This window comes from Adhaeribacter arboris, from assembly GCF_003023845.1.
Taxonomy (GTDB): Bacteria; Bacteroidota; Bacteroidia; order Cytophagales; family Hymenobacteraceae; genus Adhaeribacter; species Adhaeribacter arboris.
The window spans coordinates 3,744,683-3,767,447 of record NZ_PYFT01000001.1 but is presented as its reverse complement, the minus strand read 5'-3'; the positions used below and the strand labels follow the sequence as shown (position 1 = coordinate 3,767,447).

General features: G+C 43.2%; 16 protein-coding genes. 7 read left to right on the top strand and 9 right to left on the bottom strand.

The window, feature by feature from the left end; all coding sequences use genetic code 11:
* Nucleotides 1–168 precede the first annotated feature (168 nt).
* From AHMF7605_RS15635 to AHMF7605_RS15615, 6 genes are all read right to left on the bottom strand, one after another.
* Nucleotides 169–4,890 (bottom strand): T9SS type A sorting domain-containing protein, encoded by a 4,722-nt coding sequence (locus AHMF7605_RS15635; protein WP_106930867.1) that lies wholly within the window; start codon nt 4,888–4,890, stop codon nt 169–171.
* Nucleotides 4,891–5,380: 490 nt separating this feature from the next.
* Nucleotides 5,381–6,346 (bottom strand): FAD:protein FMN transferase, encoded by a 966-nt coding sequence (locus tag AHMF7605_RS15630; protein ID WP_158267519.1) that lies wholly within the window; start codon nt 6,344–6,346, stop codon nt 5,381–5,383.
* An 88-nt stretch (nt 6,347–6,434) separates the two neighbouring features.
* The gene (locus AHMF7605_RS30965; RefSeq protein WP_317046543.1) at nt 6,435–6,689 is read right to left on the bottom strand and encodes a hypothetical protein; all 255 of its coding nucleotides are present in this window, start codon (nt 6,687–6,689) and stop codon (nt 6,435–6,437) included.
* Nucleotides 6,674–7,147: an SAM-dependent methyltransferase gene (locus tag AHMF7605_RS15625; RefSeq protein WP_317046542.1), complete on the bottom strand. Its 474-nt coding sequence runs from the start codon at nt 7,145–7,147 to the stop codon at nt 6,674–6,676. The genes AHMF7605_RS30965 and AHMF7605_RS15625 overlap by 16 nt, the downstream gene beginning before the upstream one ends.
* 4 nt (nt 7,148–7,151) lie before the next feature.
* Nucleotides 7,152–7,913, bottom strand: coding sequence for an alpha/beta fold hydrolase (locus AHMF7605_RS15620; RefSeq protein ID WP_106930863.1), 762 nt, complete (start codon nt 7,911–7,913; stop codon nt 7,152–7,154).
* A gap of 227 nt (nt 7,914–8,140) precedes the next feature.
* Nucleotides 8,141–9,679 carry an outer membrane protein assembly factor BamB family protein gene (locus tag AHMF7605_RS15615; RefSeq protein WP_106930861.1) on the bottom strand — a complete coding sequence of 513 codons (1,539 nt, stop codon included), beginning with the start codon at nt 9,677–9,679 and terminating at the stop codon, nt 8,141–8,143.
* A 462-nt stretch (nt 9,680–10,141) separates the two neighbouring features.
* Between AHMF7605_RS15615 and AHMF7605_RS15610 the strand changes: the two genes are divergently transcribed.
* The 4 genes from AHMF7605_RS15610 (at nt 10,142) to AHMF7605_RS15595 (ending at nt 14,423) form a co-directional block, all read left to right on the top strand.
* Nucleotides 10,142–11,281 carry a glycoside hydrolase family 18 protein gene (locus AHMF7605_RS15610; RefSeq protein ID WP_106930859.1) on the top strand — a complete coding sequence of 380 codons (1,140 nt, stop codon included), beginning with the start codon at nt 10,142–10,144 and terminating at the stop codon, nt 11,279–11,281.
* Nucleotides 11,282–11,317: 36 nt separating this feature from the next.
* Nucleotides 11,318–12,643: a polysaccharide deacetylase family protein gene (locus tag AHMF7605_RS15605; protein WP_106930857.1), complete on the top strand. Its 1,326-nt coding sequence runs from the start codon at nt 11,318–11,320 to the stop codon at nt 12,641–12,643.
* A gap of 180 nt (nt 12,644–12,823) precedes the next feature.
* Complete coding sequence (locus tag AHMF7605_RS15600; protein ID WP_199200248.1) at nt 12,824–13,900, top strand: glycoside hydrolase family 18 protein; 1,077 nt, start codon at nt 12,824–12,826, stop codon at nt 13,898–13,900.
* Nucleotides 13,901–13,937: 37 nt separating this feature from the next.
* Nucleotides 13,938–14,423 (top strand): group II truncated hemoglobin, encoded by a 486-nt coding sequence (locus tag AHMF7605_RS15595; RefSeq protein ID WP_106930853.1) that lies wholly within the window; start codon nt 13,938–13,940, stop codon nt 14,421–14,423.
* 214 nt (nt 14,424–14,637) lie between these two features.
* Here the strand turns inward: AHMF7605_RS15595 and AHMF7605_RS15590 are convergent, their stop codons facing one another.
* Nucleotides 14,638–15,798, bottom strand: coding sequence for a family 20 glycosylhydrolase (locus AHMF7605_RS15590; protein ID WP_106930851.1), 1,161 nt, complete (start codon nt 15,796–15,798; stop codon nt 14,638–14,640).
* Between the two features lie 124 nt (nt 15,799–15,922).
* On the bottom strand, nt 15,923–17,176 hold the full coding sequence (locus AHMF7605_RS15585; protein WP_106930849.1) for a heparan-alpha-glucosaminide N-acetyltransferase domain-containing protein: 1,254 nt from the start codon (nt 17,174–17,176) through the stop codon (nt 15,923–15,925).
* Between the two features lie 490 nt (nt 17,177–17,666).
* On the opposite strand from AHMF7605_RS15585, the gene AHMF7605_RS15580 reads away from it, so the two are divergent.
* On the top strand, nt 17,667–18,557 hold the full coding sequence (locus tag AHMF7605_RS15580) for a hydroxypyruvate isomerase family protein (RefSeq protein WP_106930847.1): 891 nt from the start codon (nt 17,667–17,669) through the stop codon (nt 18,555–18,557).
* Between the two features lie 466 nt (nt 18,558–19,023).
* Here AHMF7605_RS15580 and polA read toward each other — a convergent pair whose 3' ends face one another.
* Nucleotides 19,024–21,876 (bottom strand): DNA polymerase I, encoded by a 2,853-nt coding sequence (gene polA / locus AHMF7605_RS15575; protein WP_106930845.1) that lies wholly within the window; start codon nt 21,874–21,876, stop codon nt 19,024–19,026.
* 247 nt (nt 21,877–22,123) lie between these two features.
* Here polA and AHMF7605_RS15570 point away from each other — a divergent pair, with 247 nt between their 5' ends.
* Together AHMF7605_RS15570 and AHMF7605_RS15565 are read left to right on the top strand one after the other, a co-directional pair.
* Nucleotides 22,124–22,336: a hypothetical protein gene (locus AHMF7605_RS15570; RefSeq protein ID WP_106930843.1), complete on the top strand. Its 213-nt coding sequence runs from the start codon at nt 22,124–22,126 to the stop codon at nt 22,334–22,336.
* A complete protein-coding gene (locus tag AHMF7605_RS15565; RefSeq protein WP_106930841.1) occupies nt 22,326–22,709 on the top strand; it encodes a putative toxin-antitoxin system toxin component, PIN family in 384 nt (127 codons plus the stop codon). The genes AHMF7605_RS15570 and AHMF7605_RS15565 overlap by 11 nt, the downstream gene beginning before the upstream one ends.
* Nucleotides 22,710–22,765 lie beyond the last annotated feature (56 nt).

Sequence of the window (22,765 nt, the reverse complement as noted above, 5' to 3'; positions counted from 1 at the left end):
TGAGGTTTGTATTCTTGCTTACCGGTAACGGCAGATTTCAAGTAGGTATACTAGAGAACAAATTTTGCTATTGACGCAGTCTGTTTAAAGAAATAATTTACCCTGTATAAAATCAGAAAGTCGGATAGAAATATATTATCCGACTTTCTGATTTTATACTAGTTTAGGTTACCTAGCTAGCAAAAGTTTTTGCTGATAACGCTTGGTAGGGGTTTGCAATTGCAACAGATACATACCACTAACATTATTATAAGCGCGCCATTCTATCTGGTATATTTGGTGCGCTTGCGCTGTTGCTCTAAATAAAGTAGCTATTTCTCTCCCTTGACTATCGTATACTTTTACCTGTGCGGTTTGCGTTTCGGGTAAAGCAAAGCGAATAGTTACTTGCGCGGAGAATGGATTTGGATAAGCTCTTAACTGTTCCAGCGAAACCACTGGCTCTGTTGCCGGAGTAGTAATTCTGGCGGCTATTATGGAAGTGGTTATAGGCGCTATTTTCACCAACCAGTAATCCGTGCCTCCCTGGCTAGGCTGCGTTCTATCGCCGCTTACGCCTGAATCGGACCGACCCCCAAGTAATAGGCCGCCATCATTGGTTTGAAATACGGTGCGCAGTTCTTCCTGGCTACTGCCGCCAAAACGCTGGTCGGCTACTTTATCCCCGTCTTCCTCTATTTGCACTACCCAGTAATCGCTTAAACCCTGACCAGGCTGGCTTTTATCTCCGCTTCCTTCGGAGTAAGATTTACCCGCTAACACGTAATGGCCTTCCGTGGTGAAGGTACTGGCTCTTAGCTCATCGTCCTGGTTACCGCCAAAAGTTCTATCCCACAGCTTCGTGCCTTTTTCATCTAATTTTATTACCCAGTAATCTTTTCCACCCTGACTGGACTGGGTCTTGTCGCCCGATTTCCCCGAAGAACTGGTACCAGAGATTAAGTACTCCTTGCCATTCCAAGCTACCGAATACACTTCGTCCTGGTCGCTGCCGCCGTACGTTTTATCCCAAAGTAAATTGCCGTCTTTATCTGTTTTTACGATCCAATAATCACTGCTGCCCTGGCTAGGCTGGCTTTTATTTCCACTTGCCCCGGAGAGCGAGCTGCCAGTAAGTAAAAAGCCACCATCGCTGGTCGGGGTGAAACTACTAAGCGTTTCTGCCTGGTTGCCCCCATAGGTTTTGTCCCAGATTTTGGCTCCGTTTGCGCTAATTTTCACCAGCCAATAATCGTGATCGCCCTGGCTGGCCTGGCTTTTGTCGCCACTCACGGGCGAGTTACTGTAGCCTCCCAGTACGTACTCGCCGGATGCGAGCTGAATTACTTTCTTAAGTTCATCGTAACCCGTACCTCCAAAAGTTTTATCCCATTGTTTATTGCCTGCAGCGTCTACTTTTACTACCCAGTAGTCCCGCTCACCCAAGTTAGCGTCCGATTTATCCCCGTTTTTACCGGAAAGCGAAGAACCGGCCAATAAGTAACCCCCATCCTGAGTTGGAATAACGCGGTTCAGGTAATCATCCCCGGAGCCACCGTAGCGTTTATCCCAGAGCTTTTTGCCGTTCTGGTCACTCTTCACAATCCAATAATCGTTCTTACCCTGGTTGGTCTGGCTTTTATCTTTGCTTGAACCTGAGTTCGTATAACCACCCGCTAAGTAACCGCCATCGGAAGTGGGGATTGCAACCGTAAAATTATCAGTTCCCGTACCCCCGTATCGCATATTCCAGACAGCCGATGGGGTGGAAGTTTCGTCTTTTACTTTTACGAGCCAGAAGTCGGTGCTCGCGCCAGCCGCAAATTGGGTAGTATCGCGGGTGGCTTCTGTTTTATCTCCCCCAATTAAGCCGTTAGAAGTACCGCCTAAAACATAGCTGCCATCCGCCGTTGGTACAACGGCCTTGAGTACATCAAAATCGCGGCTGCCGATAGTTCTATCCCATTTTTTTGTACCTTCTTCATCTATCTTCACTACCCAATAGTCTCTTTCGCTTCTTCGTCCAATGCGGTAGTCGTCCGGAATTTCTCCCCGGAAAAGGTAAATATAGAGTTCGCCGCCTCCCCGGGCATTTTCACTCCTATCGCGGCCTTTATCCGAATCTGAGGTGCCGGCAAGTAAGTAATTGCCATCCGGGGTAGCAATAATAGAGCTAAGCTGGGAATTACCGGTAAAATATGTGCCGATATCATAATCTAATACTTTTTCCGAAAAAATGCCGCCGTAAGTTTTGTCCCACATTTTCTTGCCTTTACTATCTATTTTTACTATCCAATAATCATTTAATATAGAAGAACTGTAAGAGCCAACCAAATTGCCGTCCGTTTTATCGGCTCCCTTCTCCGCGTTGGAATAACCACCTAATAAGAAGCTTCCGTCTGGGGTAGCCACTAAAGCCGTTAAGATGGAACGTCCTACCTTCATCTCGCAATTTTCATTACACTCATCATAGTAAACGGTTTCCGGTAGGCCGCCCAAGGTTTTATCCCATATTTTACTGCCATCTTCTTTTAAACGCACTACCCAATAATCTTCCAGACTGCGGTTAACCTCACTTTTATCCCCGGATATTCCAGAAGTTGATGAACCTCCTACTAAGTAGCCTCCTTCCGGAGCAACTACTAGGGCCATTAGCTTATCCGAACCACCCCCGCCGAAAGTTTTATCCCAAAGCTTGGTGCCCTTCGCGTCTACTTTTACTAGCCAGTAGTCTCCTCTTAAGTAAGCTTCTTGCTCGGTATCTTTACTGGCCTGACTCTTATCCCCGCTTTTACCGGAATACGAAGTGCCTCCGAGTAAGAAACCGCCGTCGGGGGTAGTCATTAAGGCCATCAATTCATCGGCGGCATTGCCACCGTAAGTTTTGTCCCAGAGCTTGGTGCCTTGGGCATCTATCTTCACCAGCCAGTAATCTCCATGTCCGTATATTCCTTGCCCGGAACCCCTGATTTCCTGGCTCTTGTCGCCACTTTTGCCGGAATAGGAAGTACCGCCGAGTAAAAAACCGCCGTCAGGGGTAGCAACAAGTGCCATTAGGCTATCTCCATTATTTCCGCCATAAGCTTTATCCCATTCCTTTTGTCCCTGATTATTTAGTTTGGTTAGCCAATAATCATTTCGTCCTTTACCAGGGCTACTTTTATCTCCGGTATTACCCGAGTTAGAATAACCACCTGCCAGGTAACCGCCATCCGGAGTGGGGATTAAAGCCGAAAGCGTCTCTTGGTTAAAGCCACCGTAGGTTTTGTCCCATTGTTTGGTAATATACTTGCGTTCATCTACGACAAAAGTTTGGTCGGTAGCCGCTGAATTATACGTGGCATTACCCGCCTGATAGGCTTGCACGCGAACTTCCCCCACCCCGGTAAGAGTTACTATATTGCCTTTTACGGTAGCGGGTCCGGATAATACCCGAAAAGCAATCGGCAGGCCGGAGCTAGCTTTGGCTTCTAAAGCAAAAGGCGCATCACCTACGATTTTCGTTAATACAATAGGAGCAAAGGTTATTGTTTGATTCTGCCGAACAGTATTATCCAGTTGTACTACCCAGTAATCGTTACTCCCTCTACTAGTTTGGGTTTTGTCGTAACTACTACCAGAGGAAGCGGTACCCCCCAGAATATAGCCCCCTTCTTTGGTTTGCTGCAAAAAGGTTAAATCATCGTACTCTTCACTGCCAATGGTCCGGTCCCATTCTTGCGTGCCATCCGCGTTTAATTTTAGTACCCAGTAATCCGTGCCACAAGATGACAGGAAGAAATTTTCACCCAGACAAGTGCCTCTTTTATGCTCCGTTTTTACGCCACTGCTATCCGAATAAGAAGTGCCTCCCAAGATATAACCACCGTCCGTAGTAACCTGCAGGAACTTTAAATAATCAGAATCATTACCGCCAAAACTTTTCTCCCAAACCGGAGTGCCATCCGATTTTAATTTCCGTATTCCGTAATTAAAAGATGCGGAAGAAGTACTTACTGAATAGCCCGCTATAAATCCTCCCTCCTTAATTGTTTGTAAAGCAATTATTTCGGGGTATCCTACTGTTTTTTCCCAATCTTGAGAGCCATCGGCTTTAACTTTAATCAATTTAGTACCTATTTCATAAATCTGACCAGAGAGTAAACAGCCCCCATCCGGAGTACTTACAAAAGTGCTAAGAAAATCATCGTTCGTGCCGCCAAAGGTTCTGTCCCAAATCATAGTGCCATCGGCCTGTAACTTCACGATCCAGAAATCACTGCGGCCTATTTTGGGATGGGTTTTATTGCCGTTAATGCCAGAAGTAGAAGAACCTCCTAAGAGATAACCACCGTCGCTGCTTGGCTGCAGCGAGACTAAATTATCGGAACCTTTACCGCCGTAACTTTTATCCCAGAGCTTGTTTCCCTTCGCATCTAATTTCACCAGCCAGTAATCGGAGGCGCCATAATTAATATCCTTTTTGTTGCCGCTAACGCCGGAAGTGGAAGTGCCCCCCAGCAGATAACCGCCATCACTGGTCAATTGAATGGAATTTAAAACATCTTCTTCCCTCCCGCCAATAGTTTTGTCCCAAGCCTTGGAACCATCAGCGTTTAATTTTACTACCCAGTAATCATTTGGGTAAGCGCCAAATTCATCCTTTTCACCTTTATTAGGCTCCGATTTATCTCCACTAATTCCGGAGGCGGAGCTACCCCCCAAGATATAGCCGCCGTCGCTGGTTTGTTTTACTACGGTTAATATTTCTAGTTTTTCTCCTCCCAATGTTTTATCCCAAACTTTATTCTGAGCGAATGTTTGGGTGGGGAAAGTAAAATGCAGCAAAAAGCATGGACAAAGGTAAATCCACCAATTATTAAATACCCGATTCAATTGAATCGGGTAACCAAGAGATACATGTATTTTCATAAATGAGAAAGTGTAAAAAATACGAATGAGTGTAAAAATGAAAGACCTTGAAAAAACATACCTGAACCTCACCTTTGAAGAAACCAGCCAGGAAACTAGTAAATGTAAGCAGTTGATAGCCTTTGTCCTATACCTAAAATTGGGTATTTTTAAGCTATAGGAAGGTAAATTAGGGAATTAAAAAGGTATTCTTACTTCTTCAATTTAGTTGTACTTTTTGGTGATACTTTTTTAGAAGAGAGTGGGATCTTAGTAATATTTTAGGTGTCTGCGGGATAAATTCTTTTTTCATAACAACGTTATTCTACATCTGGGTATAGGTATTTTCCTTTTAAAAGTTTACTCTTATATCCGGCTAATAGATAAGTTGTTACCGGGTATTTGAGAATACTATTTTAATTAGAATAAATTTTAGAGAGAGTAGGGAAAGTAGAAATGAAAGAAACAGGAAATCCGTTCTATTTAGGTCTTTTCCATGCAGCTGCCTGTATTACTTTACCCATTTCAATTGCCGGAAGCGGCGCGATTGCTGCTGAGTAGTGCCATTAATGTTACTCACAATAGCAGCACCCGCTTTAGGAGTGCGGTTAGCTAAAGTCAGGGCTTGCTTTATGGGCAATACACTTAAGGCGGTGGAGAGCCAGTCGGCATTGGTGCCGTTTTTAGCCACAATAGTTACCCGACGCTGATCGGTAAGGCCTAAACCGGTAAAAGGATTGATAATGTGCGAGTAGCGCAAGCCGTTTAATTCTACAAATTGGTATAAATCACCGGAAGTAGCCACTCCGCCGTGTTTCAAATAAATTTGTTTTCCGCCAATGTGGTCGGTTTCGTTGCTAATGCTTAAATCAAGCACCCAGCCTTTGGTACCCGGTGGAGCTTTACTTACCCGGATATTTCCTCCGCCATCCACGAGCGCTATTTTTATCCCTTTTTGCCGCAGCACTTCCATGGCTTCATCTACGGCGTAGCCTTTGCCAATAGCGCCTAAATCCAATTGCATACCCGATACCAGTAATTTTGCTGTCTGATTTTTCTTATTTAAATGCAGATGTTGGTAGCCGGTTGCGGCTTTTGCTTTAGCCAGAACTTCCGGGCTGGGTAGTTGCTGCTGTCGGCGGGAACGGCGCCAAAGTTGCACCAATGGGCCTACCGTTACATCAAAAGCACCCTGCGTTTTTCGGGCAACTTCTTGCGATATTTGCAATACCTGCCATAAATCCGGACTTAGTTTTACCTCTTTACCAGTACCTGCCGAAGCCGAAAGCTGATTCAGTTCGCTATCCGGAATATAGTCGCTCATTATTTGGTTTAGTTGATCTACGCGGTTAAAAGCGGCTTGGGCGGCCGCCTGAGCTTGGGGTACGGAACGAGCATAAAGAACAATCCGGAAAATGGTGCCCATTTGGGGGTGGCTGTATTCATAGCGTTGCAAGGGCAGTTTTTTACGTGCCACTTGCGGGTAGGCAGAGCTAAAAACCGGTATAAACCAAATCAGAAAAAAGAATAACCAGCGGCAGATGGGCATTACCAAAAATAGTAAACTACGGGCGGTAAATTAAAAAAATCGTGGGCTGCTTATGAATATCGGGTAAGTGGCCTTGCCAGTTGGCGATGGTATTGGTTTTAATAAATTCGTTCGGACCGGTAATATTGGCGGCGATGCAAAGGCGGGTAGTAGGATGAAGTTGTTGCAATAAATCAGTGAGCATTTGGTTATTGCGGTAAGGCGTTTCCATGAAAATTTGCGTTTGGTCGCGCTGCAGCATTTCTTTTTCTAAATTTAGGATGGCTTGCACCCGGTCTTTTTTTCAATGGGCAAATACCCGTGAAAGGCAAACGACTGCCCATTAAAGCCCGAGCTCATCAAAGCCATTAATATCGACGATGGACCCACTAAAGGCACCACTTTTATTCCGGCGCGATGCGCCAATTTCACTACTTCAGCACCCGGATCAGCTACGCCGGGGCAGCCGGCTTCCGAAATAATACCGGCGTTTTGCCCTTTTAAAATCGGATCTAAAGCTTTTTTAACCTCGGCTTCCGAAGAATTTTTATCAATTACCATAATCTGCAACAATTCAATCACTTTCTCCGGAGCCATGGTTTTAATGTAACGCCGGGCCGTACGGGCATTTTCCACGATAAAGTACGACAATCCGGAAATGCATTGGGCTACCTGGGCCGGGATGACGGCTGTCGCGGTATCTTCAGCGAGAACGGTGGGAATGAGGTAAACGGTACCAGAAGCAGCCATGTAATTAACCGATAAAATCTACAACCAACTGGTAAAACTTTTCGGGCGCTTCGGCGTGTACCCAGTGGCCAACATTCTCGATGGTAACAAGTTGTACGTTCGGGAATAATCGTTGAATGGAGGGTACATCTTTTTCCTGAATGTAGCGGGAATTGCCTCCTTTTACAAATAAAGTAGGCTTGGTAAAAGGAACATCCGCAATAGTTTCGCGGCCAACTTCTGCAATGTTACGCTCAATGGCGGCTAAATTCATGCGCCAGCCAAACGAATTATCTTCTTTGCGGTACAAATTCTTCAGCAGGAATAAGCGGACATCGGTTTCCGGAATGTAAGGTTCCAAAGCCGTTTCCGCTTCGGTGCGGCTGGTCATGGTGCTAATATCAATGGCATTTAAGCCGTTAATGATATCCTGGTGGTGTACCGGGTAGGGGCGGGGCGCAATGTCCACCACTATTAACTTACTCACCTGATTGGGATGACTAAGAGCAAAGTTCATGGCAACCTTACCACCCATGGAATGGCCCATAATAACCGGATTAACTAAGTTATGTTCCGTTATAAATTCGGATAAATCTTCGACCATTAAGTCGTAATTAAAATCGGTGCTTTGCGGCGAACGGCCGTGGTTACGCAAATCGAGTAAGTACACGTGGTATTTCTGACTCCAGTATTTAGCTAAGGTTTGCCAGTTATCCGAAATACCAAATAAACCGTGTAAGATTACGAACGGAGTACCCTGACCTAAATCGCGGTAGTGTAATTTCATGGTGCTTTGCAGAAGTAGGAATACTTATAAGAATAAGAACGAAGGTAATGGCTTTTTTACGCAGGAGTAAATTTAAATTTTCAATTTAGTCCGACTTTGTTGTAACCATTTACCTTAAAAGAAGCTTATTGTTCTTGAGAAAGGGAATTTTCTCTTAATAATTTGAAATCCGAAACAGATTCAACGTAAAACTTAAAACCTACCACCTACTACTTGTTTATCATCACCTACCGAACCGCCGAAAACAAGCCGTTGCCGTCAGAACCCATGTAAGAACCCCACAAAGGTTTTTCTTTGATTTTAATGGGCGTATCAATGCGTTTCACCCGCATACCCAAAAAAGAGAGAATATCGGAATGACTGAAGTACTGACAATGGACAATATCCAGGTAGCCGTCATTATCCATATCGCCAATCCAGGGAGTGGAGAAAATATTTTTAAAGCCTTTGGTTTGATCAATGGTATTAATGGATTTGTCTTTAAAGTTAATGGCTAAAAGTTTGTTTTCTATCGGGAAAGAAGCTTGATTAATTAAATCGCGCGAACAATCGTATTCGTTGATGCTGATAATTACTTCGTCCTGGCCATCGTTGTTTAAATCATAAACTACCGGCGAAGAAAATCCGGAACAACCTAAAGAATTCTGGTAAGTTATTCTCCCGTGTTTGCCATCCAGTAAAATTTGCATCGTGCCGGTGTTAGCGGGCCAAGCGCCTTTACTTACGAAAGTGAAAAAATCCGGAATAGCATCGTCGGTGAAATAGCCTACCGCAAAACTATTACTCGATTCGGTACCAGGAATATTTTGTTTCCATAATTGTTGCTGGTTTTTTCCATCAATGGCAAAAATGCTGCTGCCGTGCGAAATGGCTACAATATCGTAATTCCCATCCTGGGTTATGTCGGCTAAAACGGGAGGGGCAATAAAGCCGTGGCCTTGCTCCGAAGCGAGTACTTTGGCTCGGCTTAATTTCCGGGCCATTAAATCGGAGAGCTTCGCGGTATACAAACTACCCGGAATGGTTTCGCCGCCGGTACCAAAAATAATGTTGTAATCCGGGCTATCGGGCTGTTTAAAGCACAGTGGCGACATATACGATTCTTTGCCGTCGGGCATGGTGTCGGCAGCTAAAACCAACCCCGTTTTCGCATCCATCACCATTAATACCCCCGGAAACCGATCCGCTTCGGAATTAGGTTTTGCTTGGGCATTACCGCCATTAAGGACCAGTAAATCCGGTGAACCATCTTTATTTTGGTCAGGAACTAAGGCAATATTATAAAAATTAAAACGGGCATAGCGTAATACTGGATCTTTCTCGTACTGGTATTGGTACTTCCAGATAACTTTACCGGTTTTCCCATCCAGCGCCTTTAAGTTGGGGGATCTTCCGCCAATAAAAATATCTTTTATCCCATCCCCGGAAATATCATAAAAAGTAGCGGAGCCGTATACCTGATCCGGGGATTCCTGTTGCCACAATACCTCACCGGTTTTGCCATTCAGAGCCAATACGCCTTGGTCACTTTGCTGAAATTCGTTTTTCCCTCCACCCATTACAATATCCAAAATGCCGTCCTTATTTAAATCTTCGGCTCGCGGCGACGATTGCGAACCAATGGTATAGAGGTTTTTATCCCAGACCAAACTACTTTGTTTTTTCTTGGGAGCGCAACTTCCTAGAATAAGTAAAACAGCTAAACCGATAAAGAATAAAGAGGAATAGGTGAGTTTTTTTAAATTTTTCAGGACGAAGGGGTACATATAAACTTTTAACCAAGTAAATAGAAGTTTTAATATAATAGAATAATCTAAGATTCTAAAATTAGCCCAAACGATTTGCTCAGATTACTCATCCGACTAACTTGTTTTTGCTACATATTTCTTAAGAAAACGCAACTAAAATATTAGTGCTAACCAGAAAAAGAACTTGACTAAGTAGCCCGGTTTTACAGGATTGGTGTCTTTATTAATAATAAGTTTATATTTAAAAGTGTTAATTAAATCAATTGCTCATCCTTGCCCGCCACGCTCATTTAAAAGGCAGGTAAAAAGATTGACTGCAAAAGATTGCCACGCCGTTTGATGCCGATGAAGAAAGTAGGCTAAATACCTATGTTACTTTCATCAACAAATTTTAAAAGGCCGAAAAATAGGACGAATAGTGCCTATTACCTTTTATGTAATTACATTTAAGATTCACGCTAGCAGATTACTTCATTAGTTATGATAAATAAACAACTCCGCTTAGTTTGTCTGGCTTTTTTTACTTTTGTAACCGTTTTCGCTAATCCCAAATTAACAGAAACACCCAAGCCCAAAAAGTACGTGGTAACGGGTTATGTGGGAGGTTTCCGCGGTTTAGTAGCCGCCGAGGAAATTGACGCCGAAAAATTAACGCACATTATTTACGCCTTTGTGAACTGCCAAGACAGCATGGCAGTGCTCACCAATCTGGCTACCGATTCCATTAATTTCCGGAAGCTGAATGCGCTGAAACTTAAAAATCCAAACTTAAAAATTTTAATATCCATTGGCGGTTGGGGCTGGAGCGATTTTTTTTCGGATGCCGTTTTAACGCCCACTTCCCGCGCTTTATTTGCCCGCACCAGCGTAGATATAATCCGACAGTATAAATTGGATGGGGTAGATATTGATTGGGAATACCCCGCCATGAAAGGCGAAGAAGGGAATATTTTCCGGCCCGAGGATAAACAGAACTATACCTTAATGTTTAAAGCCGTGCGGGAAGAACTGGATAAGTTCGAAACCGAAACCGGTAAGCACTACGAATTAACGGCGGCTGTAGGTGGGTCTAAATCCTTCATTCAAAACACCGAAATGGATAAGGTGCAGCAATACCTCGATTATATTTATTTAATGACTTACGACTACTCCGGTAAAAACAATACCGTTGGGCACCATACCAATTTGTACCCGGCTAAAAGCGAGGTACCGGGTTCATCGGCCGATCAATCCGTTAAAAATTTTATAGCCGCTGGCGTTCCGGCGCACAAGTTAGGTTTAGGCGCTGCTTTTTACGGGAAAGGTTGGGAAGCCGGCAGCACCAAGAACAGAGGTTTAAACCAGCCCCGTGTAAAATCAACCCAAGGCGGTGGCTATTCCGATATTAAAGATGCCCTAATTAACCAACAGGGTTATAAGCGTTACTGGGACCGGAAAGCCAAAGCGCCTTATTTGTTTAATTCGGATAGTAAAATATTTATTACCTACGACGACGAAAAATCTATTAAGCAAAAGTGTAAGTACATCCAAAAAAATAACTTAGCCGGAATATTTTTCTGGGAATATTTTCGCGACCCGAAAGAATATCTAATCTCCACTATCCACCGGGTATTGCCTTAAATTTAAACCCATTTTGTTTCACCATTCATTCTGAATATGCTGAAAAGATTTGTTTTATTAACAGTTATTGTTTCGATAGTTATTGCCTGTAACCGTAAGGAAGAAATTATAGGGAAAACCGAAATTACCAAGTGGCAATACGGCAAAAAAGCCGCGGTTTCGCTTACCTACGACGATGGCTCTACCAACCAGTTTGCCAAAGCTTTACCGATAATGAACCAACTGGGTTTTCCGGCTACCTTTTTTATTATTACCGGGCAAATACCAGGTTCTCAGTACCAGGGCCGATTTATTGGCCGGTCGGTAAAAGAAATAATCGCCGAAACGGCTACGCAGCCTACTAACAAAGAAAACTTTTTCGAAAGAGCCTCGGCCGTTGGCTTTTTAGGCTACCAGGGAACTATCGATTATCATACCCAGGCGGGCGCCCTGGTAGATGCCGGTAAACCAGAAGAAGCTTATAAGGTAATGGATGAAGTTTATAAAAAAGTAAGAGCAGGTGCCTTTAAACCCGGTTACCTCGCTAATAAAGAAGTAGCTGAAGCCCGGGGAGTTACCTGGGATAAAATCCGGAGTTATGCCGCCCAAGGCCATGAGTTTGCCAGTCATACGGTTACGCACCCGCGTTTGGCCGCTTTAGATGAGCCTAATCTGTTATATGAACTGGAAAAGAGTAAGGAAGATATTTTAAAACAACTGGGCCCTAAATATACATTTTCCGCCGAAGGACCTTACGGAACCGAAAACGAACGGGTAGTGGAATACGCTAAAAAAATATATCCCGCTTTAAGAAACCGCATGCCCGAACCCTTCTTAGCCGAAATAAACCGCAGCAGCGATGAACAGCCGGGTAATTTTAAAAAAGAGTATGTGCAATGGCAACGGGGCGCTACTACTAAAACGCCTTTGCCTTTAATGAAATCCTGGGTAGATACCGTCGCCGCGCACGATAATAATTGGCTGGTGCTGGTAATCCACGGGGTAGAGGGTATTGGTTGGGAAGCCTTGCCCGCCACCTTACTCGACGAATATTTCAGGTACATGAAAGCCCGGGAAGATAAACTATGGGTAGCTACTTTTGCCGATGTTACCAAGTACATGCGGCAACGAATGAACGCCAAAGTACAAGGCCAGCAAAAAGAAAACGTTATTATTGTTAATTTAACGCACTCCCTGGATAAGAATCTGTATGACTTGCCGCTTACCTTAAAAACCTACGTGCCCACCGATTGGAAAACCATAAAGGTGAAACAAGGCACAAAGGAGAAAGAAGTTCAGCCAGAAAAAGATGACAAAGGTACTTTTGTGTTCTACCAGGCTCTCCCAAATACCAACCCTGCTGAGTTATCAAATGCATTATAGCAAGCTTATTATAAAAGTTTTTAAATTGGGTAGGCCAAATTGAGGAATTGAATGCTTTGTCCGGTTTAGACATTAAAAATATCTTTGTTTTCTCTCCCCTGAATGGGGAATTATATTTATTTAAGTACTTATTAAAATAGGATGAAGAATATTGCTACAAGAAAGCTTTTACCTGTACTGATGCTGTGCCTAATCACTAGTGTTGGTTTTGGACAGTCAACCAATAACATGCGGGTACTGGCTTATTATGCGGGTAGCCCGGCCGAGTTAGATAATTATGATGTTAACCAAATGACGCATATTATTTTTTGCTTTGGCCACTTAGAAGGCAACCGCTTTAAAGTGAGAAGCGCTCAGGATACCGCTACTATTCAAAAAATGGTATCCTTAAAAAAGAAAAATCCGCAGTTAAAAGTAATTGTATCCTTAGGTGGTTGGGGCGGTTGCGAAACCTGCTCTAGTGTTTTTTCTACTAAAAAAGGAAGAAAAGAATTTGCCCAATCTATTAAAGAACTCCACCAATATTTTGGTACCGATGGGTTAGATTTGGATTGGGAATATCCGGCAGTAGAAGGCTTCCCGGGTCATAAATATACCCCAGCCGATAAACAGAATTTTACCAAGCTGGTAAAAACCCTAAGAAAACTGGGCTCTAATTATGAGTTGAGCTTTGCGGCAGGTGGTTTTAAGGAATTTCTGGATAAGGCCGTTGAATGGAAGAAAGTAATGCGCCAGGTAGATTACGTAAACCTGATGACCTACGACCTGATAAATGGCTATTCTAAGGTTACCGGCCACCATACAGGTTTGTATTCTACCCCCAATCAGGAAAGCTCCACAGACTTTGCGGTAAATTATCTGATTAACTTAGGTATACCCCGGGAACAGCTAATAGTAGGAGCTGCTTTTTACGGAAGAATGTTCCAAAACGTAGAAAATGTAAATAATGGCCTTTCTCAACCCGGTAAGTTTAAAGGCGCCGTAGACTTTAAAGATCTTGCCACTCAATTACCAGCCGATAGTGGATATGTATCTTTTTGGGATGAGACTGCCAAAGCGCCTTACTTATATAACCCTGCCAAAAAGCTGTTTTTTACTTACGATGATAAACGCTCCATGGAACTTAAAACAAAATATGTGCTGGATAAAAAGTTGGGCGGCATTATGTTCTGGCAATTGGGAAGTGATACCTATACCGAGGGGTTATTGCAGACCATTCATAATATAAAAAGCAATTACACTTCGCCTATAAAATAGTTGTGCGTCATTTTACCAATTCTTATAAACAGAAAAAATGCAGAATATACCAACTTTATACGAATGGGCAGGCGATATTCAAACCTTTGAAACTTTGTTTACCACATTCTACGACAAAGTTTTGAAAGATAACTTATTGGGGGAAGTGTTTAAAAATATGTCTTCGGAGCATGTAAAACACGTTTCCCATTTTGTAGCTGAAGTTTTTGGCGGCGATAAACTTTATACCGTTGAAGACGGTGGAAGCCACGCCGCCATGATCGGACACCATATTGGCAAAATGTTGACCGAACAAAAGCGGCAACGTTGGGTCCAGCTTTTATTGCAATCGGCAGATGAAGTTGGTCTAAAAAGTGATCCTGAATTTCGTTCTGCGTTTGTGGGTTATATAGAATGGGGAACTCGCCTTGCCGTAATTAATTCTCATCTAACCGAGAATCCAATGGATTATGATGCCCCAATGCCGAAGTGGGGTTGGGGCGAAACCGGTGGCCCCTATATTTTAAACGATAATCTCCAATAATCAAAAATGAGTACACTGTGAATAAAATAGGTTAAGAAAAGAACTATTAGTGAAAAGTCCCCCTTTGGAGGGGGTAGGGGGAGGAAAATACCTTTGCCTAGCTATAATATCATTTCTTGAAACCTTTACTTACTTTGTTCCTAGGTTAATGTGTATTCGGACAAGATTAAGCTAATGTTTAGGTACTTAGGAGGAATGAATAATAGTAACCCTACTAACTAACCTGCTTTTTCTTTTTCGCTTTTCGTTCTTTTTTAGTGGGTGCATTTAAGTCAATAATTTTAGCATACATCGTCCGAAAGGTATTCCAAGGCGTATTTTCGCCGGCTTCGGTATCTATTTTGCGGCCGTAAAAACCATCCAGAAATGCCTCGGCTCCTGACCAAACGGTTTGCATCATACCCTGGTAGCGGTCTTTCATTTCTCTAGTGGCCGCTGCCCGGAATTTTAGCATGTCATCTACCTGGGCCAAAGCTACATTGGGCTGCCGCCAGGGGCAGGTAATTACCCGCAAACCTTTCATGGCAAAATAAACAGCGGTTTGGTCGGGGCGTTCGTAGTGCCAGTCGCAAATTACTACGTCTTTCGGAATCAAATCAATTGCCCGGTGCGTGTTGTTAAAACTAGCTTCCCAAATGCCCATGCCCGTCGTTTTGCCGTCTAGTAAGCGGTCGCCCCAAATCCATAATTCTTTTTTATTTTGCGCCAGGTGGTCGAGGATTTTCTGCACTTCTCCGGCAAAAAGTTCGGCTTTGTCGCGCCCGGAGCAACGCGGGCATTTATCATCGCCAAGGTAAAAAACCTCATCCATGCCGGCGTGAAAAGCATCCGTTTCAAAAACTTCCGTAATCTCGTCAACCAAGGCAAATACCACCGGGTGTACTCCCGGGTGCAGCGGACAGTAGCTTTTACAATATAAATTATCCGGGTTCGGCCATTCGTATTTAACCGGCATTTTTACGTGGGGCGTTTCGTCGAAAGTAGGGTACACCCGCAATAAATTATAGGTATTATTGGCCCAGGATTGATGGCCCAGTAAATTAATTTGAGGAATAATCCGGATGTTATTGGTTTTGCAGGCATTTACCAGCTTTTTCACGTCGGCTTTGGATAAAGCAACCGTATCGCGCAATTCCGGATGGCTTTCGTATTGATAATTAAAATCCACTCGTAGAATAAGCGTATTTACTTTGCGGGGAGCCAGTTCTTCGTTGATAAAAGTAACAAATGCATCTACGCCTTGGGGTTTAGGAGCGCCGATACAAAATCCCCGGACAACCAGCAACGTATCTAATTTTTGTTGAGCCAGGGCCGGAGTTTGCATTATAAATAAACTTAACCAAAGAAATAGCAGGCTACAAGCGTAGTTTTTCATGCTTAATAATTTGTTTTAGAAAAATAGGATAGAAAACAGGTTAAGCAGCAGTATGGATACTAAAATATAGACACACGAAGGCAAGGCCGGGGTGAACAACCGGCCAAAATTAAAAAAGTAGTAGCTAAAGTTTCAACCGGATACCTTTACGACTGAGTAAGCCGGCTACCCAAACGCATAACAAAGCAAACCCGAAAGATTTTAAAAGGCCAACTCCTCCGGTAAGCATAAAGGTGGGCCAATGAATATTTAAAAACTGTACTCCGGCATAAGCAAAGTAGGGCATTAAGTAGCACAATAACGTGTCGGTACCGGCGGGCTTAATAAACCCAAACCAGCGGGCTTTGCCGCGAACATCGGCTATCCAGTAAATGGCTAAAAAAGTAAGAATAGTTAAAGCGCTACAAATAAATAACCAAGGCGGAGTAGCCCCTAATTTAGCAATAATCCAGAAAGTGCGGGTGTAAAACCCGAGCAAAATTAAACCTAAAGCAATAGCTAAAAAAGCCAGGGTTATTTTACCCGGAGAATTTTGTTTTTGCAGGTACTGAAAGAGCAAAGTGGTTAGTACGCCACCCAGCGTTAACGCAACCAGAGTACCACCCAGAATAGGACTAGGCAGAAGTTGCAGTAAGCTACTCTCCGGCATTAATTTAGCAGCGGCCACCATACTTAATCCGCAAAATACAACCCAGGCAGCCACAATTATCGCCGTTCTTTTACCGGCAAATAAAGTAATAAGTGCACTGGTGAAGTACGACCAGCCAATTAACCCCAAAATGCCCCACCAATAAATAGAGAAACGGTTAGTGGCTTCCGCATCTTCTCCGCCTCGGTACAAAAATGCCAGTACTAACAATATCGCTACTCCGGCAGCTTGTAAAATTCTAGCCATTTGAGTTTTAATTGCGGCAGGATAAATGTTCCAGATAAGAATAAAAGAAATACAGGAAAGAGTGTACCACACTACGCGGGGCATGCCCGTTGCACCGGCATTAATATATTCTCCGTTTACCAAAAATAAACCCATAACCAGCAATCCTATGGTACGGGCTATAATGTGCCAAACCAAAGTAGAATTAGTATCGCCTTTAGATTTCCGGTTAGCGATTGCTAAGGGCAGCGACATTCCTACAATAAATAAAAAAGCGGGGAAAATAGTATCAGCCAATCCCATTCCATCTACTCCGCGAGGAACGTGTTCTAACCAGGCCAGAATATTTGTCAACGACCAAAGGTCATTGACAAATATCATGAGCACCATGGTTAGGGCGCGTAAAATATCAATGGATACTAACCGGTTAGGAGAAGTTTGTGCCGCAGAAACAGGTTTTAACTCCGGAGCGTCGGTTACAGGATGGGTTTGCGTTAAGGCCATAATTAGCTAGGAATGATTGCTGAGTAATATAAAGGAATTATACTATTTAATCAACTTTGGCGAAATGTATTTTAAGTAGTTACTGAACCTACCGAATACAATTAAAAGGATGACGGAAGAGTTACAGTAGATTAACAGTTCTATTAAGTAATGGTGGGCGAATAGTTGTTCGTTGTTTGTTTTATTAACTTCTATAATTCAGACTATTAGTCGAAATAAAACTCTAAATTTATTCTGTCCGCTAACGGAAACATGCTCTAAGTAAGCAATTATAAATAGTTTGTTTATAGTTGCTTACCTAAAACTGTTTTAGATTTTTTGGATGAACCTAAGGGTAGCGCTTGTGTTTTATCTGTTACCGGAACCAATAATAAATATCTAAATAAGTATAGGAGTTTTAAGCAAAGTATTTTCTACATTGCGTATCGGCAAATCCGTCTGGTATTTTCGCCGGTAAAGAATTTCACTCCTAAATATTATTGTTACTAGTATGAAAAAAGCATCTTCTCGGCGCGCAGCGTTAAAAAAAATTGCTGGTAGTGCCGCATTCGTAACAGTTGGCTCTACGTTAGCTGCCCGGGTGGCTGCGGCCGAACAAGCTATGGGAAACGAATTAAAAGGTAAAATCAACCACTCGGTGTGTAAATGGTGCTACGACAAAGTGCCGCTCGACCAATTCTGCCAGGAAGCTAAAAAAATAGGGCTTAAATCGATTGAGTTGCTAGGCCCTGATGATTGGCCCACTCTCAAGAAACACGGTTTAACCTGTGCTTTACCCAATGGTGCCGGTAAAGGTATTGAACAAGGCTTTAACGACCTTAAACTGCACGACGAACTGGTAAAAAGCTATGAAGAAGTTATTCCGAAAGTAGCCGCGGCGGGTTACAACCAAATTATCTGTTTCTCGGGTAACCGCCGGGGAATGTCGGATGAAGAAGGAATGAAAAATTGTGCCGTTGGTTTAAAACGTTTGATGCCTACCGCCGAAAAGTACAAGGTAACCGTAGTAATGGAATTGCTCAACAGCAAGGTAAACCACAAAGATTATATGTGCGACCATACCGAGTGGGGCGTAGGATTGTGCAAACTGGTAGGTTCTGACCGCTTTAAACTGCTTTACGATATTTACCACATGCAGATTATGGAAGGCGACGTAATCGCCACCATTAAAAAGCACCACGAATATATTTCGCATTACCACACCGGCGGCGTACCCGGCCGCAACGAAATAGATGAAACGCAGGAGTTAAATTACCCGGCCATTATGAAAGCCATTGTCGATATTGGGTTTAAAGGTTTTGTAGCCCAGGAATTTATTCCCAAACGAACCGATGTCATTGCTTCCCTGAACCAAGGTGTTAAAATTTGCGATGTAGCGTAAGTAAAACGAAAAGACATAATAAAAGAAAAGCAGACCAGATGGTCTGCTTTTTTGATTTAAACTATTGTGCATTGCTGAGAAAAGGAAGAAGTTGGAAGAATGAACTAGTGTTTCTAAATTACTTGTGAACTGTTGTGCTACTCTCAGAAAATGAGAATGAAGTATTTATAAATTCAATTATTTTAAATCTTAAGAATCAGTTAGCTAAGAATAAACGACATCAGTTTGGATATGGAGGGCCTTCTCAGGTTCTGGTGCCGAGGTACGAGGCATTGTGAGGGACGAACAAAAGAAGCTTAGACCAGCCGGAAGAGCCAAACGAGGCCCGCCGGCCACGAGGTAAACAGGGTACTTGTCAAATCGCATCAGCACCGCAGCCTGGAGACTGGAAAAGGCTCCACTAGCAAATAATTAGAAGCTTTCTTAATTTACATCTTGCCATATTCAAATAAAGATAAGGTTAAATCTAGTGAGCCGCTAACCAGTTATCACCTACTCCCATACCTACTTCCATAGGAACACTCAACGCCAGAGCATTTTTCATTAATTCTTCAATCTTAGGCCGTATAATTTCTAGTTCCTCTTTGGGCGCATCAAAAACCAATTCGTCGTGTACTTGCAGCACCATGCGGGTTTGTAGTTTTTCGGCTTCTATCCAGTTATGAATGTTAATCATGGCAATTTTGATAATGTCCGCAGCGGTGCCCTGGATAGGAGCATTTATGGCATTTCGCTCGGCGTAACCCCGGATATTGGCGTTGCGAGAGTTAATATCCCGCAAATAGCGGCGGCGACCCAGTTTGGTTTCGGCGTATTCTTTTTCCCGGGCGCTGTTAATGGCGCTGTCCATGTATTGTTTTACCGCCGGAAATTCCTGCCAGTAAGCATCAATAATTTCTACCGCTTCGCGGCGCGGAATACGCAAACGTTCGGCTAAACCAAAGGCCGAAATACCGTAGATAATTCCGAAATTAATGGTCTTGGCTTTGCGGCGCATTTCCGGGTCCACTTCGTTTAAACCTACGTGGTACACCTTAGCCGCGGTAGAAGCGTGAATATCTAAACCTTTCTGGAAGGCTTCTTTCATGGTGGCGTCGCCGCTAAAATCGGCCATAATGCGTAGTTCAATTTGCGAATAATCCGCGGACACCAGTGCATGGCTGCTATCGCGGGGTACAAACGCTTTCCGGATTTCCCGGCCTTTTTCCGTCCGGATAGGAATATTCTGCAGGTTCGGGTTAGTGGAACTCAAGCGGCCCGTAGCGGCTACGGCCTGATTAAACGAAGTATGCACGCGGCCATCGCGGGCACAAATTAACTGGGGCAAGGCATCGATGTACGTGGACTTTAATTTGGTGAGCTGCCGGTGGTCTAGAATTAACTGCGCAATTTCGTGTTGTCCGGCCAATTTCGATAATATTTCTTCGCCGGTAGCGTGCTGGCCGGTTTTGGTTTTTTTCGTTTTATCGCCGGTTAAATTTAATTTTTCAAATAAAATTTCGCCGAGTTGTTTGGGGGAGCCAATGTTAAAAGTAGTGCCGGCAATAGCGTAAATTTGCTTTTCCAGGTCAGCAATATAACCGGCCAGTTCTTTCGACGATTCCGCCATGGCGTTGCCATCAATGGAAATGCCTTCGTACTCAATAGTAGCTAAAACCGGAATAAGGGGATTTTCTACTTCGTCGAATAATTTGCGGACTTTGTTTTTTTCTAAAAGCGGAGCAAAATAATTCTTTAGTTGCAAGGTAATATCGGCATCTTCGCAGGCGTACTCGTAAATTTCTTCCGGACTTAGGTCGCTCATGTTCATCTGCTTTTTGCCTCTTTTGCCAATGAGCTCGGTAATAGAAATAGGCGTATAATGCAGATACGTTTCGGCGAGCAAATCCATGTTGTGGCGCATATCCGGTTCCAGTAAATAATGCGCGAGCATAGTATCGAATAATTGGCCTTTTACGGCAACACCGTGGCTCTTCATTACCAGGATATCGTACTTAATGTTTTGGCCGATTTTGCTAATTTTCTCGTTTTCCAGCACGCCCCGGAATTGGTTTAGAATAGCTTGCTTTTCGGTTTCGTTATCTAATGGCACCGGTACGTAATACGCCTCGCCGGGAAGGTAGCAGAACGACATACCAATTAATTTAGCCGTAATCGCATCAATGCTGTTGGTCTCGGTATCGAACGAGAATTCTTTTTGTTTTTCCAGGTAAGAAACCAGGCTGGCGCGCAGTTCCGGCGTGTTAATTAAGTGGTACTCGTGCAAGGTGCTGGTAATATTCTTCCGGGCGGTTGGTGGTTTTACTTCCTCGATTGTATCGGTGCCATTACCCGTAAATAATTCGTCCATTTCCTCAAAAAGCGACGACTGCTGGTCCGATTTTTTACCTTTTACCAAAGTGGCTTTAGCCGCAGGAGCCTTAGCAGCCGTAGGAGAAGGAGTACCTAAAATCCGCGTTGCTAATTGCCGGAATTCTAACTCATCGAACAAAGCCCGCAGTTTTTCCACATCCGGCCCGCGGTATTCAAAAAGGCTCTCGTCGAAGTCGATGGGTACATCTAAATGAATGGTAGCGAGTTCTTTCGAAAGTAAACCTTGTTCGGCGTACTGAAGGATGTTTTCGCGTTGTTTGCCTTTTAATTCGTCGGCGTTGGCGATAAGATTCTCGACGGAACCGTATTTTTGGATGAGTGATTTGGCGGTTTTTTCGCCAATGCCCGGAATTCCGGGTATGTTATCGACCGCATCGCCCTGCAAACCTAAAATATCAATTACTTGTTTTACATTGCTGATTTCCCAGCGCTCGCAAACTTTTTTTACGTCCAAAATATCCACGCCATTGCCTAAAAAAGCCGGTTTGTATAAATACACGTGGTCGGTTACCAATTGGCAGAAATCTTTATCCGGACTCATCATGTACACGTCGAAGTCGGCTTTTTCGGCTTTGCAGGAAAGCGTGCCAATTACATCGTCGGCTTCGTAACCGGGAATTAATAACAAGGGTATATTAAAGGCTTCGATTATTTTTTTTACGTACGGAATAGCTATCCCAATATCCTCGGGCATGGCTTGCCGGTTGGCCTTGTATTCCACAAAATTATCGTGCCGAAAGGTTTTGGTTGGTCCGTCAATGGCTACCCCAATGTGCGTCGGTTTTTCTTTCGACAAGACTTCGAATAAAGTATTGGTAAAGCCCAGGGCGGCCCCGGTGTTCATGCCTTTAGAATTAATGCGCGGGTTTTTACTAAACGCGAAATGGGCCCGAAAAATCAAGGCCATGGCATCCAGGAGAAATAATTTTTTGCTTCGTTCGCTCATGCTATAAAGGTATTGTGTATCTATTAGGTATGCAAATTCCGTATAGAATGGAAGTAGATTCCGAGCAGATATACACGAAAATGCTAACATCTGGGTTTGCTTTAAAATAAAATTGCCAGCCATAACAGTAAGCAGAATGCGGATTACGGTAAGTTACTGGCTTAAAGCCGTGTTTTTTTAATTCATACGTTACGTGTACTTGTAAGAGACGTATCGGAGCTACACCACTATTTCGTATATTTAGATTATGGAAAGATTAAGAGTAGAAATATTAAACCCTAAAGCTTTACGAATTTTAAAAAACTTGGCTGACTTAAATCTTATTGCTATCGACAATGAAAAGAAGAATAGCTTTACGGAAGTTCTTGAAAAATCAAGAAATAAATCTAACCAGGCTCCCAGCTTAGAAGAAATAACCAAAGAAGTAGAAGTAGTTCGAAGCAAGCGTTATGGTCAATAAGCCAAAGAGGATTATCATAGATACCAATCTTTGGATTAGCTTTCTCATTACCAAGAGTTTTAATAACATCGATAATTTAATTGCTACGGAAAAAGTGCAATTATTATTTAGTCAGGAGCTTGTAGATGAATTCCTGCAAGTTACGCAACGTCCCAAATTTAAGAAGTTCTTTAAACAAAAGGATGTTCAGCTATTAATCGAAGTTCTTGGTATCCATGCTGAATTAATTACCATTACTTCCAGCGTAGAAGAATGCCGCGACAGTAAAGATAATTTTTTACTTTCACTTGCCGTAGACGGTAAAGCAGATTACTTATTAACGGGAGACAAAGATTTACTGGAGCTAAAAAGTATGAAAGCAACCAAAATTTAGACGATTGCTGATTTCCTAAATAACGAAAATATTAGTTAGCTACCCTCTAAGCCACC